Genomic DNA, 14,975 nt, shown 5'->3' with positions numbered 1-14,975 from the left:
CTTAAGTATTGTCTGCTAAAACATCACGCACAGTTTTACTGGCACATAGTTGTATAACCGCAATACTCGCGCCACTTAATGCAGCCAACAGAATACACAGCATGCTTAAAGCAATTGCGGCTTGATATCGATACTGCTCTATATCTAAAATATTATTAAACACAGCGATAGAAACGACTAAAATTATCGGTACAGCCATCACTAAACTAAACGCTTGTGAGTCAGTTACGTGCCCTACCCCTATTAGGTGTATATGACCAAGAATATGATCTAACCGCGCCATTTGCCCCACCTCTAACCACAACCAAAGAGCAACAAACGCAGCTGAGATATAAGTGCTTCCTATAAGTGAGCTGGTTTCGACATAACCATCTTCATCTGCCAGACCTAAATAGTATTTAACGAAAAATGTAAATAAGGTTGCAACTGCAATCAAACTCCAAGGAAGCAAATGAAAACGAATAATATGATCACTGCTTTGTGCTTCGTTATACGGCTTTTTGCGATGTCGAAATGCTTGTAAGACAGCCTGAGACAGCGGCACCGCCGCATTTATAATGAGCCAACTGGCAAAAATAAACGTGGCGATTATCATCGCCAAAAATAACAGCAATAAGTCAGTAAAGCTCTGCGCACTGGCACTGTAGCAAAGAGCAATAATAAAAGCGGTAACAAGCATAATTAGGAGTTTATACCAAGCCACATACTGCCAAGCAGACGTTGCTAACTTTTTATTTCCTGTATTAGCTATTTCTATATTACGCTTTTGCGCTTGTACCATCACCTGCGATGCTATTTTAGTAAGACCATTTACCGCAACCGTGCAGGCGCATGCAGGTACGAGAATTAAACACAGCAAATACCAAAATACTTGATAAGACTCAAAATATGGCTTAGTCAATATAAAAAGCAACGCTACAGCCGCCACTTCCAAAACACTTAGCATCAACACTCTTAGCAAATAACGCGGGTATTGCGCTTGCACTAATTCAATTAGTTGATTCACTCGTGTGCTCCTATTGACTCTGGCTTTTTCAATGCTAACTGTTGAATCTGACTGTTTAACCACAGCATCACGTCATCAACAAATTGCTCAGAAAAACCATCTTCTTCCCATAGTGACAGTTTGATTAGCCACCATAGCGAGGGAGATAAATGCCCAAATTCACTATTTTTTAATAATGTATGATTGGCATTTTTATATACTTTTAATTTCAATTGCGTCTCGTTGCTTGCAAAAATTTGCTGGTACTGAGTCACATTGTCAGCAACGTTTACATTGCTATCGTGATTACCAAATGCAACGAACAATGGTTGCTTAACGCTCTGTAAATCCTCAAACGCATCGGCACCAATATTTTTCTGCACAAACCCATAACGTTCGGGGCTCATTGCTGACTCAATTCCATCAGGATGCGCCGTGCTTAAAAGCTCAATATAGGCATTGTGATCGTCACCTTGTGAGATCAATTGAGAAACTTGGCGAGCTTGTGCTAATTGCTGGGTCTTTTCTCGCGTTGTAGCACCTTCTTTTTGTAACCGCGCTTGCGTTAAAAACGCACTTTGCTTTAACCAGTTAATCGGCGTTGATACAAATACAGCAAAAGACAACTGCGAAGAGTTTTTAAGCGCTTTGGGCATCACCCATCCAGCTTGAGAAAAACCGATTAAACCAATAGGTACACCTGCCAAGTGGGGAACCTCACGCAACTTAGCAACCGCTTGATGGATTTCATCTGCCCGGTTTTGCATATTTTGCTCAAGCCAGTTTCCGTCTGAGCCACCCACACCCGCTTTATCCCATGAATAGGAAGCGATTCCCTGCTTTGCTAAACGCTGCCAAAGTGGATAATAATACCCAAATGCACTGCGCCCCATTGCACCATCTCCATGAACAAAGATCATCAATGCCCGTGGGGATTGCGTATTCGTTGGTAATATCAAACTGCCTGATCGCACGGTGTTATTAACGTTAAAATCAAGATCTTCATTCTTGTATGGCGCACTATCTAGCATCAATATCAACACCAGAATCAACCCAGCCCCCCCTAAAAAAAGGCTCCACCTGCCATACATTTTTGAAGCAGGCCCATCAACATGTGTGACGTTATTTTCCTGTAACATAGGTGCTCCTTACCTAAAACCCTTTTGAACTTACCTTTTTTCTGGTTGGATATGGTATTAGCTGGTATTTATTACACTTGTGACACTAAAGTGCTCTTTCAAAACAACCATCTAAATATAAATATCACCGCAACGCTTCATCGTACTTAAAATATAAAATAATTCATAAGACAATTTAGATTAGATGGGCGCGCGTTAATTTTCTCTGCCCATCTAAATCTATATTTAGTTACTGCGAACAAACCTCTGCTGAGGCTTGTTTCTGTGATTGACTAAAAGCGAGTAAACAAGCGCCACCAACGCCTAGCAAAACAGCGTATATAATAATGACTGCGGCGATAGTTGTTAGCCAAAAACCACTACTCAGTACTGGTACAAAAAAACCTATTACAAAAAACAATAACCACGGTATAGACCCTGCGCCAAGTATCATTCCAACTAGATCAGAGTATGAAAATTTGCCGACTCCTGATAAAACCATTGGTTGGAGTTTCATGTCTGCTTTTATCGACTCTAAAACTGTGTGGCAACTCCAAAAGCCAACAAATGACACACTAATAAAGCTGTATACAGCGACACTAGACAAGCTCACTTCACCTGCGTCTGCAACATAGCCTATGTAGTACTTACTCATTAACAAACCAAAAACCAATGTTGTAAATACTAACCAAGGTAAAAAATGGTAAGTTATCAAAAAATCAATACTTTTTGGTTCATCCAACTGTTTTGGTGCACGAGCTTGTTGTAAAGTGCCGGCGACTAGTCGTATCGCATACCGCTCAAATAACATCGCACTGCCAATAAAAATGGCAATCCCCATTAAAATTCCAAGCACAACCATCACCACAATGCTCTTAGAACTCAAGTAATATAAAGTCGCACACCCTAATGCAGGCAGCACAGTCAACAAACCCGCAGCAACACTTAAACACTGCCATTGATGAAAGATTGGTTTATCACATAATGTCGATATAGGCACAGCACTCAATTCAGCTTCATGTGTCAATACTGCACGTCTTAGCTTACCCAAAGCGGATGCCGCTTCTGAAAATATGTACATCGGCAGCAAAATTAAGAAAAAGCCATACCAAAAAGTATTTAGTGTCTCAAAGAAGGGCGAGATCAATAGTATCACCGCAAATACAACCAGTACCTCTAATACGCAGGAAAACAACATATCCCACATTGCACTTTCGCGTTGCTTTTTATACCAATCAGTTACGTTATTCTCCATTGGTACTTCCTCCCCCATTAGTTAATTGGGTATGGTTTGTGACCCAGCTCAACACGTCATCAATAAATCCTTCCGTGAAGCCTTCGCTGCCAAGCCAATTCATTTTAACTCCAAACCATATGGAGTCTTTACTTATGCCTGAGAAGTAATTATTTTTAAACAAGGCATGATTGGCATCTTCATAGACTTTGTATTGATATGGCCCCAAAAGGGTATTTTGGTAAGTACTAATACTATTTTGAACATCAACAACAGCATCTGAATCGCCAAATAGTGCCAGTACAGGTTGTTTAACTTGCATCAGCGCGCTACTTGCATCGGCATGCATATTATTAATGACAAATTCATAACGCTCTTTAGTCATAGACTGTGAACCATAGCTTTGTGGTGCGTTTTGAGTAACGAACTGCTTGTATTGTGTATAAGGCACTTTTTGTTTTAAAAGTCCATCTAAAGCAGTGTTATAATCTAGGTTTTGGGTAAGCTCCTCGCCTTCCTGACCAACTGATTTCAAGCGCTGAACAGTTTGGTAATGGCCTTGTTGTTGCCAATTCACCGCGGTTGATACCATGATGGCATATTTAAGTCGCTCATCTTTTGCAAGCACTTGTGGTAACACCCAACCCGCTTGTGAAAAACCAATCACACCAATACGCTGACTATCTAGATTTGGCTGTTGCGCTACCCAATCAATAGCTGCACTTAGCTGCTGCGCGCGCTCAGTCATAGTTTGCCCAAGCCAGTGTCCATCAGACCCCCCCACACCTTGCTTATCCCAAGATAAAGAAGCTACGCCAGCATCAGCAAGCGTTTGCCATAAAGGTGCATAGTAACCATAACTACCACTGGATATTGGCCCATCACCATGAACAAAAATGAGTACGGGCAAAGGAGTGTGACTGTCTCCTTTAGGTAATACGAGCGAGCCATATAAGGCGCTACCTTCGTTATTAATTTCCACGGCTTTTCTGTCATAACCTGAAAGCCAAAATACAACCACAATTAGAGTAATCAATAGCCCTATTGCGCTTTTAATCATCGGATGCATTGATATATTCTCATCAGTTATTTAATTATCATAAACTTCTACGCCCAGCTTCCTTTCACGCTGCTTTAGTATAAATTTCCCCCATTTAAGGTCAATCAGAACATGGGCAATTTAACGCTTTCCTTACAAAGCCTTACTAACACGAGATCACTTACGCACTTTGTACTTCCTGTACTCCCACGTCGCTCACTTGGTCAAGTAAAGCGTAAAATTCATCACGTAGCAGCTGCTCAGCTTGCGGTGTTAAGCATTGATGAGACAAACGTATCCCAAAGCCATTAACCGCATGTTTTTCAATATAAAAATTTATTGCACTTTGTTCCCACTCGCTGTTATCTGGAGGTAGCGGAAAGTCTAATTCTCGGCATAAAGTTATTTGGCATGCATCATTATCAGTTGTTTGAGTTTGTTGAATTTCATTAGTTTGTTCATAAAATGATGGCAACATGTTAACGTTAATTGTTAATGCTTGATGCTGCGCACCATCTCGCATTATTTTCTTATCTTCTTCAATATCGCCAGCCGCTATTGCAGCAAAGTCAAACAGCGCTTGAGGATACAAGCCAGTTTGCTTAGTTAGGGTATGATATAGACCGCTTGCTTGTTTAAATAAGCTCAACCACCATGGTGTCTTATCTAGCTTTTGTTGTGCAACTATCGACAGCGGAATACTCCATGGCACATGCCTATATTGATAAACGGCCAAAGTAGTTTGCTTTACTTGTAAAAATAATTCATTTAAAGACTGCCCTTGTGCTATTTGCATGGGCACTGGCAACGAGGTCAACATAGCGCCATATAAATCACGCGCCCCCTCTATATCTCGGTTTTCCTGCACAGTTGTTAAACAAAGGTGTTGATTGCCCGTCACATGACTCATCACTTTGCCTATTAAAGCCAAAAATACCATCTGCTGGGTTAATTTATACGTTCCACACCAGCGCCCTATCAATCTCAATTGCGATTGGCTTAGAGGAATAAAAACGCCTCGTCGGCTACGGTCTCTGATATCTACAAGTGAGGAAGCAAGATAAGTTGGCTTGATAGATTCTAATTGCTTTGCCCAAAACTCATGCGCTTTAACACTTTGTGCCAATCTAGCTGCTTGCTCCTGCGCAACATAATCAGCTAACGCTAACTTGCTGGCTGTTCGCAATGGCAAACCTTGATTTGCTTTTTGGTATAGTGTTTTTAGCTCAATATCTAATTGATGCAGTGCCGCGCCATCCATTGCAAAATGAGGCGTTACTAACATCAACAAATGCTTTTGGGGAGCCAATTTGACCAAACAAGCTCTCAACAAAGGAGGCTTCACTAAATCAAAATTCGCCGCACAATAGCGTAAATATAATTCCCCCAAAGAGGTTGATTGAGCATCTAAGCACAAGTCACTCAAATCTTCATAAGGGAGATGAAAATATTCATAAGGACATACATATTGTATCGCACACCAATCATTGACCGACGTGCGCAAAATTTCATTATCTTGTAGGAGCGCGTTGATGACCCTCTCAACTAAATCAGGGCGCACTACCCCATCGAACTCATAAGGTAGAAAGTGATTCGCAGTTTCTTTAGTAAGCTGATAGATGTACCAAAAGCTTAGCTGTCCATTCGTTAGCGGTATCGCTTGTCTATTTTTATTAATACGAATATTCATGATACGACTCCTTCACTTGCAAGCGATGAGTGAGCTGCTACCAATTCACTGAGCTTTGCCACTGTTGGCCTTTCCAGCACATCTTTTAAAGATAACTGTGTAGAAAATTGCGCATTAAGCCGGTTAACAATCTTAAGTGCCAATAGTGAGTGCCCATGCAAACTAAAAAAGTCATCATGCAAACCTATCGGAGTGATATAAAAGTAACTTTGCCAAATCTGTGCAATACGCTTTTCAAGGCTCGTTGAGGGCGCTTCAAAAGGCGTATCTAGCTCTGGGCGAGGTATATATTGCGCATTATCGAGCAGTTTCGTTTGTTCAACAAACTGAGCTGATGAGGAACCCTTTAATAACAACTCATCAATGATGACCCGGTGTAATGGTTGCGCTAAAGATTTCAAACTCTGCAACACCTGCTCAGCATTTATCTCGTTACCCGCTAAAACAAAGCTCGAAAAAGTATGTTGCTTACTTTGTTGATGCCAAAACTCTGTGCTGCTCGTCAATGCTGCGGTGCAAGGGCCTTGTAATAGCACCAAAGCGCTCAAGAGTGAATTTTTCGATAACTGAGCAAGCAGCTTTGAGTAACCAGCTCTTTGCGTGACTTGCCCTAGTACATTTTCTGGCTGACTAAATGCGGGCTCTGTGGCTACCAAGTTAATGCATAAATCACTGTTTAATAATTGTCGCTGCTTGTGAAAAGACAGCTTTGACGTGTCCGTATGCCAAGAGCAGTTCACCCCTTCATCTAAGTAGTTTTTAAGCAAAGTGATAATTTGGCTATACACATTACCTTCCACATGCTTTTCAAGCCATTGCTCCCACTCTAACTGTATTGGAAAACCGACTGGCAATACCACATGTATATGTTTACATGTAACAGGTAAGGTTCGGGCTATCGCAACACCGTTGGGCTGTTCAATACCTATATAAACCACTTTGCGATAACTAGGCGCTGTTTTATCTGATGCTATAAAACGAGTATATGATGCTGCAAACAATTGTTTGCGTTTCACTTTAAATTGACTCGCGTCACTATGTATTGCTTGAGCAAACATAGCACTCGATATAACACCATTTTGAAAACGTTTAGCCACGCCTGTCTTGATATCATACTGTAAGGTTTTTGGCGCCATTGTGAGGCTAAGCTCTTGATATCGTTTAGATAAATAGTCAATGATGTAACTTGCTATTTGTATACATCCCTGTCTAGCTTTACTGCTGCTACCCACGTACAGTAGCATCCATTTAGCATTAGATAACGCAACATGGCTATCAAGTGCTTGCCAACTGGTTCGCAGCTCGCGGCTAATAGCAGCGTTTAACCAACCTGACGGCTCAGCACAAAACAAAGATAACCTTGCATCTACCCAAACCAGCATTTTTGGGCTCTGCTTTAACACATACTCTTGAATTTTATTAAAATGTTCAGCCTGTGTTAGATCCGCATAGAGGGTACGCCTGCCTGCTACTTTAAACTGCGGGGCATAATGTACATACCACACATTTTGCTCATTAGCGCTAAAACAGCGTTTTATTTCATTTGCCGCTTTACCTGATGGCATTAACAGCACGGTATGGCTTTGTAGTGCATCATGAGAAGCAACTTTAGACCAGCTTTGCTCTCGCCACTGAATGCTTTTCACTTGATTTAATGGTAGTTTGTAACGCGTTGTTGCGAACGCATAACCGGGTATTGAAGCAGGTGAAAAACGTTGCTCAAAGAAGCGCTCACTATCAATATTACTGCCGTTGCACCAAAGCTGTGCAATTAAGGCGTGTAAATCAGACGCTGGAGTTAGCTGAAAATATTCAGTTGTCGTCAGGTGATGATTATCACAAGCCTCACACAGTGCGTGCCAAAATGCCTCAAACTGCCAATGCTTCGCGGTAACTGGCTCATTTGAGTCATTGCACAGAAGCGTGTAGCGGCTTTGTGTTGATAAGGTTGCTACATCAGGGAGTTGCCGATTAATGAGTAATGCCAATGCTTGATTTGACGTTAACACCCCTGCCCACTGCGCAAGGGTAATGAACAATGGGCCTGAAGCATGTAATTGCTTAAACTCAACCCCCATTTGCGATAGTCGAGATAAAATACTCAACCACGCAGCGTGATTAAATAGTTTTCCTATATCGTTATTTTCTTCTGTTTTTACTCTAAGTTGATGCCATATTGAAGTTGACTTACACAGAAATTCACACTCAAATGATAACTCTGATAAGTGGTGCTTAAACTTGGCGTTTAATACCTCATCATTTTCAAACAAGCGTTCCCAAACAATTAAATCATTTTGCTCGAATGCACGAATACTAAACACCTGCTGTGTATCTACTTTTATGATATTTGCATCACTTAGAGCCTGAAGTGCATGTGTATCTTGTGATGAGCAAATACTTATTGCAAGGCGATAAGGCATCGCTTCTTTAGCGTTTAATAAGGTCCAACTTAGCTGTGGCAAATTGCAGTTGCGCTGCTTATTTAACCACTCTAATAACGTATCTCGATTACGTAAAACCGCTTGAGGGTCCTTCGCACTCATAAACAAGATATGATTATTTTTCTTAACTTGTGGTATTGGAACCGATTCAGCGCGCTGTAATAGCACATGACCATTTGTGCCACCTATACCAAAAATGTTTAAGCCCGCAATTAAAGGCTTTGCTTGTGACCAAGGGGTAACTTCTTTTTGTAAGTAAAACGGACTATTAGCTGAACTTAATTGTTCAAGTGGCTGTTCGCAATTGATAGTGGGTAGTAATTGACGATGATGTAGCATCAAACTCACTTTGACTAAGCTGGCTAGCCCAGAAGCAGCATCTAAATGCCCGATATTGCCCTTTACAGAGCCAAGTGCGCAAAACTGGTTAGCAGTGTTTTGACCATACACCTGCTGTAATGCTCTTAATTCCACTCCATCCCCAAGCTCCGTACCTGTGCCATGGGCTTCAACATAAGACACTTCATGAGCTTGAACATCTGCATTAACCATCGCCTGTATTGCCACTTCAGCTTGACCATTAACAGACGGTGCGGCATAGCCCAGTTTATCCCTACCATCATTATTAAGTGCGCTGCCCCTAATAACCGAATAAATTCTATCGCCATCTGCTAGTGCATCTTCATAGCGTTTGAGCACAATGGCTAAAGCGCCACTGCCTGGCACCATGCCTGTGGCATTATTCGCAAACGGACGGCACAAGCCATCGGGGCTCAGTGGACCACCGGGTGTCGCGGTGTACCCTTCATAATGCGGATAGCCAATGCGACTGGCCACCACCAAAGCGTGTTCACAATCACCACCATTAAGTGCTAAACATGCATAATGCAATAAAACAAATGAGGTCGAACAACCAGTCATTAGAGACAGTGCAGGACCATTTAAGCCAAGCTGATAGGCTAATTTACTGGCAAATAGCTCCTGCGAGTTATGATGGATAAGTTCGTCAACTTCTACTGAACTATCGAGTTTGTCTTTATGACTAATACCATGTGTTAAATAAGCACTGGTTGGCGCACCAGCATAAACACCTATATGAGCTTGGGTACGCTGGTTAATTACTCCTGCATCTTCAAGTGCATGCCAACTTATTTCCATACTTTGTCTAAGTTGAGGGTCCATCATGCATGCTTCGCGCGCCGCCACATCAAAAAAGCCAGCATCAAAGCCATGGACGTTATCTAACACACCACCCAAGTTAGCACTTTGATCAGGGTAACGTTGTTGTTGCATTTTCAGCACATCTTTACCTGCGAGGAGGTTTTCCCAATATTCATCGAGTGAACTTGCTCCTGGCACGCGAGCAGCCATACCAACAATTGCAACCTCTAAACCCGTTACCGTCTCCATGCTTATGCCCTTTTAGATTGTCTGTTTCTGAGCTTGAGCATTCTTGCTCGCGCATCTTGTTTGCTTTTCGACTTGTTGTTATCAGGCTGTGACTGTGTTTGATCGACACCGCTTATGAACTGACAAAAACGCTCAATTGAGGGGTAGTTAATCAAATCTAATGTCGTAATAGAACTCAACGCCAACGTACTCTGTTCACTTAAAGGACGCTGCTCAGGCAGCGCTTTGAGCTTGCTGAGTAAAGGTAAAAACAGTAACGAATGCCCCCCAGCATCAAAAAAGTTGTCTGTATCAGCAACCTGTGTGTTTAGCAGTGTTTGCCAAATTTCTCGTACCCCCTCACGCAATGATGATTCCACCTGCACTTCATTTTTACTTTGTATATCATCGCTTGCTTGCTCTAGAGCGACAGACTCAGCAGATAGCGACGACTCGCCCTGCAAAGCCTCGCCTAAACACTGTGCAATCGCAATCGAGCTATGTGTAAAGTCTTGATGCTGCGCTTGAGTATTCGCGGCCATTTGCGCAAATACCGCCATATATAACTCACCTAATGCAACCACTTGCTCTGAGGTGAGTAAATCATTGTCATAGTCCAGTTGTAATGACACATCATTGGCTTTTAATCCTGACGATAATGTCAAGTGTTGGAAGTGAACGGTTAATGCAAAGTTGGTTCCTTCATGCACTTGATCTGTTTGCAAATTCTTCTCAACGGTTAAGCCAAGTGCCGGACACAACGCTTCATAAACATGAAAGTCCATGTAGTTGAATAGTACATCTTCAAGCAGTGACGTTTCTCGGCCAACCAAACGCTGTACTTCTGATAATGGGAATCGACGATGTGGAATAAGATCACACTCTAGCGCAAAGGTATCTTTGATTAAAGCATGCCAAGAACCATCGATGAGCTGCTGCCTAAACGGTAATGTATTGATAAATAAACCATACTGCTTATCACCACCTTTACCTTCATAACGACCGTTGGTAGGGATCCCGGTTAAAATATCTCGCTGAGCCGTTACTAAACTCATGACTTTAATATGCCCTGCTAGCAGCACACTTTTAAGCGGTACATTGACTTGTTTCATCAAGTTTTTTAAGCCGTTATACACCTTGTCTTCAATACGAAGGTGCACCGCACGCAATTGTTTAGACTCACACATCGCATCGCTTTGTAAAGGCAACGCCAATGGCTCAAAATCGGCCAAATAGTTACGCCAAAACGCAATACTTTGTGGATTGTTAATGGTGGCCTGTTCCGTCGCTACAAAATCGGCATAACGCCAATTCAACTCAGGTAAAGCAGTGGCTGACCTACGCCCCATTTTTTCAGCGTATAGATTGAAAACATCAACAATTAAGGAGTGATAACTCCAACCATCAAAAATTGGATGGCATTCCGTCATGGTAAATTGGAAGCTATTATCGCTTCGGTGCTGGATAAAAAAGCGCAATAGCGTTGGCTGTGTTAAATCAAAAGGTGACGCTTTTTCTTGTTCAATCAGCGCCATAACTTGCGCTTCTTGCTCGGCTTCTGACAATGCTGATATATCGGAAAATACAACAGGTAGCACCGCATGAGCATGCACACATTGAATAGGTTGATAGGCATTATGTAAATCAAACCCCGTGCGTAATATTTCATGATGTGCAACCAGCGCTTGCACAGCCTCATTAAACAACGCTTCATTAAGTGCATGGTCCAAACGAATATGCGAAGTACCTGTACAGTGATAAATGTTAGATTCTGGCGCTAGCATCATGTGATAGAACATACCTGCCTGCATACCGCTTAGCGGATATGCATCAATCATATCATCATTTAGTAACGCCTTTTGTTGGTCACTTATCATGCTAAATGCGGGCACATTTTTCACCACGCCCATCGAATCTGCATCATTGTGATTTAGATAATTAGCCAGCGCTACCAGTGTTTGGGTTTTGAAAATCTGCTCTAAGGGTAAAGCTATCCCTTGTTGCTCTAATAGTTCATTGACTTGTACCGCTCGTAGTGAGTCGCCACCAAGCGCAAAGAAATTATCATTAACACTAATTTTGTCCACATTTAATACTTGCTGCCAAATTTTGGCAATGCCAACCTCTATTGCACTGCTCGGTGCGATAAACTCTTGTGCTAGCGTGCTTCTATCTACTTTAGGCGTTGGTAATGCTCTGCGGTCAATTTTTCCGTTGATGGTCAGTGGAAACGTATCTAAAGGCATAAAAATCGCGGGGATCATATATTCTGGCAATATGCTGGCTAACTGCTCTCTGAGCGCTTGCACTGATAATTGAGTTGCGACCACATAAGCGACTAGTTGCGCACCTTGCTGACCTTCCTCATGGCTGAGCACTAAAGCCTCTTCAATGTCAGTACAGCTTAATAAGGCGTTTTCAATCTCACCTAACTCAATTCTAAAGCCACGAATTTTAACTTGGTGATCCGCACGCCCTTGATAAATAAGATCTCCCTGATTATCCACTTTAACCAAATCACCAGAGCGATAGAGCGTAGTTTGTGTGCTGTTAAATGGATTTTCTAAAAAGCGTTCATTTGTCAGTGCTTCTCGATTATGGTATCCACCAGCCACACCAGCTCCTGATACAAAAAGCTCTCCGGTCATACCAATTGGCACAGGCTGTAGCCATGAGTCTAATACATACATAGACAAGTCAGGGATTGCTTCACCAATTGGGGCGGCTATGCGCCCTGTTAACAACTCAGCCGATAATTCTTGGTACGTCACATGTACTGTGGTTTCGGTAATACCATACATATTGATTAATTTTGGCTGTTGTTCAGAGTATTGCTCAAACCAGCGCGATACCGATGGAATATCTAACGCTTCGCCACCAAAAATAACATACCGTAATTGGTGCGGTTGTCCCACTGCAGCGAACTGCTTAAATGCTGATGGTGTCTGATTAAGCACGGTGATTTTGTATTGCTCAACCCACTTAGCAAACACATCAGGGGCACGGGTGACCTCTTTAGGGATCACTACGAGCTTTGCACCATATAGGAGTGCACCCCACATTTCCCAGACAGAAAAATCAAAGACACTAGAATGAAACAAGCTCCACACATCATGGCTGTTAAACTCAAACCAATGTTCGGTGGCGCTAAACAATCTTAATACATTGCTATGCGTTGTTATCACGCCTTTTGGTTTACCCGTAGAGCCAGACGTGTAAATCATATAGGCTTGATCTGAGGGCAAAATAGTACAGGCTAAATCGCTCATATCAGCCTGCGCGATTTGCTGGGCGTCAGTATCTAAACAAACTTTGGCAATGTCTCTGTGTGTAAATAGCCCAGCACTTTGCTGATTACAAATAACCACATCTACATCTGCATCATCTAAAATATAATCGAGTCGTTGCTGGCCTGCTGATGGGTCAATTGGCACATATGCCGCGCCCGCTTTTAACACAGCTAAAATAGCCACCATGGTATTAACGCTCGGTGATAAACAAATGGCTACTTTAGCGCCTTGTGTCAAGTGCGGTTGCACCATAAGTAAGTGGTGTGCAAGTTGATTAGCGCGCGCGTTTAATTGTTGGTAACTTAATGATTGATTGCCATCTGTGATTGCCTCATTCGTCGCAAACCGTGTCACTATTTGCTCAAACCCAGCACTGATGCTAGTAACTTGTGGCGTGTAATCATTAGCTTTGGCTGCAAACCTTGCCAGCTCAGTCGCTTTATCTTGCTCATTTAACAAAGGAAGCTGATACAAAGGCAATTCAGGCGCTGCAACAATCGCTGTCAATAACTGTGTATATGAGGCTGCAATTCGCTCAATGCTCTGCGTTTCAAATAATTCAGTGCTGTATTCTAGTGCCAAAGATACCGTATCAAGATTATCTTCTATCGACAAAGTCACGTCATATTTACTGGTGTCATTGTGAAGTTGATAACCACTGACGCCTAATTCAGATAGGCCATCATCACTGTGGCTATCATGTCGATAATACGCAAACATTAGCTGGAAAAAAGGAGAAGTATCTAAACTTCTTTCACCGTATATTTCACTCACCAACTTGGCAAACGGCAACTGTTGATGCTCCCAAGCATCTAATACCGTATTTTTAACCTGTGCTAAGTACTCGCTGAAGCTGTGCGTTAAATCACACTGTGTGCGATAAACCACAGTATTAACAAAGTAGCCAATAATTGGCTCAACTTCTGCCATATCACGCCCTGCTACTGGAGAGCCAACAATAATATCTTCTTGGCGCGTATAACGACTAATAAGCACTTTAAAAGCACTGAGATAAATATTAAATGCGCTGGTTTGTTGTTGCTGAGCCAATTCGTTTACTGCAACCGCCAGCTGCGCTGGTAACGAGAGCTCTAATTGCTTGCCTTGGAAGCTAGGCTGAGCTGGGCGTACTTTATCAGCAGGGAATGTACAAGGTGCAACATTAGCCAATTGTTCACGCCAAAATGCAAACTGTTGCTGGAAGTGTTCGTCATCTATTTGCTCGGCTTGCCACTCTGCAAAATCCCCGTATTGTAGTTCGAGTGTATCTAACTGGACAGCTTGCCCCTTGGCTAACTGCTGATAACTTTGCCATAACTGACGCTTGAAAATATCCGCCGACCAGCCATCCGTTATAATATGATGGAATACGAACAGCAACTTATCTTGTTGCGGCCCAACTAAGCGAATAATACGAAATAACGGTGCATTTGATAAACTAAACTTTTCTCTTGTTAAGCGACGCATCACATTTGCTTGTTCATCTACAGCACACTCAACTTCTTCGATCTGCCACTGCAATTGAGGTAAAATGATTTGCCTAACTTCACCTTGTTGAAACTTAAACACCGTACGCAAAGATTCTTGCTGCTCCACAATCAGTGATACTGCTTGGGTTACTAAATCATTACGAATTGATTTTTCTATACAAAACGCCTGACACACGTGGTTATGGCCGGTGCCTGAAAATAGTGTTTCACTGAGCCACATACCTTGCTGGGCCATTGAAACTGGAAAAGAAAGTTGTTCAGTCATTATGTTATCCTCATCAGAGCTGCTCTGAGCGCAA

Annotated in this window: 7 protein-coding genes; all 7 read right to left on the bottom strand. The window is 42.3% G+C overall.

All coding sequences use genetic code 11. The features are described 5' to 3' along the window. Position 1 precedes the first annotated feature (1 nt). The 7 genes from SANK73390_RS14785 to SANK73390_RS14755 all read right to left on the bottom strand — a co-directional run bounded on the left by SANK73390_RS14785 (position 2) and on the right by SANK73390_RS14755 (position 14,941). On the bottom strand, positions 2 to 1,006 hold the full coding sequence (locus SANK73390_RS14785) for a hypothetical protein (RefSeq protein WP_462766840.1): 1,005 nt from the start codon (positions 1,004 to 1,006) through the stop codon (positions 2 to 4). Continuing rightward, positions 1,003 to 2,124 carry an alpha/beta hydrolase family protein gene (locus SANK73390_RS14780; protein WP_462766838.1) on the bottom strand — a complete coding sequence of 374 codons (1,122 nt, stop codon included), beginning with the start codon at positions 2,122 to 2,124 and terminating at the stop codon, positions 1,003 to 1,005. Before SANK73390_RS14780 ends, SANK73390_RS14785 begins: the two co-directional genes overlap by 4 nt. 229 nt (positions 2,125 to 2,353) lie before the next feature. Then, positions 2,354 to 3,358 (bottom strand): hypothetical protein, encoded by a 1,005-nt coding sequence (locus tag SANK73390_RS14775; RefSeq protein WP_462766836.1) that lies wholly within the window; start codon positions 3,356 to 3,358, stop codon positions 2,354 to 2,356. Further along, positions 3,348 to 4,406, bottom strand: a complete 1,059-nt coding sequence (locus SANK73390_RS14770) for an alpha/beta hydrolase family protein (RefSeq protein ID WP_462766834.1) — start codon at positions 4,404 to 4,406, stop codon at positions 3,348 to 3,350. The genes SANK73390_RS14775 and SANK73390_RS14770 overlap by 11 nt, the downstream gene beginning before the upstream one ends. A 151-nt stretch (positions 4,407 to 4,557) precedes the next feature. Further along, positions 4,558 to 6,066, bottom strand: coding sequence for a condensation domain-containing protein (locus tag SANK73390_RS14765; protein WP_462766832.1), 1,509 nt, complete (start codon positions 6,064 to 6,066; stop codon positions 4,558 to 4,560). Further along, complete coding sequence (locus SANK73390_RS14760) at positions 6,063 to 9,917, bottom strand: beta-ketoacyl synthase N-terminal-like domain-containing protein (RefSeq protein WP_462766830.1); 3,855 nt, start codon at positions 9,915 to 9,917, stop codon at positions 6,063 to 6,065. The genes SANK73390_RS14765 and SANK73390_RS14760 overlap by 4 nt, the downstream gene beginning before the upstream one ends. A gap of 2 nt (positions 9,918 to 9,919) precedes the next feature. Further along, positions 9,920 to 14,941, bottom strand: coding sequence for a non-ribosomal peptide synthetase (locus SANK73390_RS14755; RefSeq protein ID WP_462766829.1), 5,022 nt, complete (start codon positions 14,939 to 14,941; stop codon positions 9,920 to 9,922). Positions 14,942 to 14,975: the final 34 nt, after the last annotated feature.

The sequence above is a fragment of the Pseudoalteromonas sp. SANK 73390 genome (genome assembly GCF_054966645.1).
Note: the sequence above shows the minus strand (reverse complement) of the source record. Positions and strands in the feature narration are given on the sequence as shown.

Excerpts from the sequence above, each read along its gene's own strand:
- SANK73390_RS14780 (WP_462766838.1), bottom strand. The coding sequence starts at position 2,124 with ATGTTACAGGAAAATAACGTCACACATGTTGATGGGCCTGCTTCAAAA.
- SANK73390_RS14775 (WP_462766836.1), bottom strand. The coding sequence starts at position 3,358 with ATGGAGAATAACGTAACTGATTGGTATAAAAAGCAACGCGAAAGTGCA.
- SANK73390_RS14770 (WP_462766834.1), bottom strand. The coding sequence starts at position 4,406 with ATGCATCCGATGATTAAAAGCGCAATAGGGCTATTGATTACTCTAATT.
- SANK73390_RS14765 (WP_462766832.1), bottom strand. The coding sequence starts at position 6,066 with ATGAATATTCGTATTAATAAAAATAGACAAGCGATACCGCTAACGAAT.
- SANK73390_RS14760 (WP_462766830.1), bottom strand. The coding sequence starts at position 9,917 with ATGGAGACGGTAACGGGTTTAGAGGTTGCAATTGTTGGTATGGCTGCT.
- SANK73390_RS14755 (WP_462766829.1), bottom strand. The coding sequence starts at position 14,941 with ATGACTGAACAACTTTCTTTTCCAGTTTCAATGGCCCAGCAAGGTATG.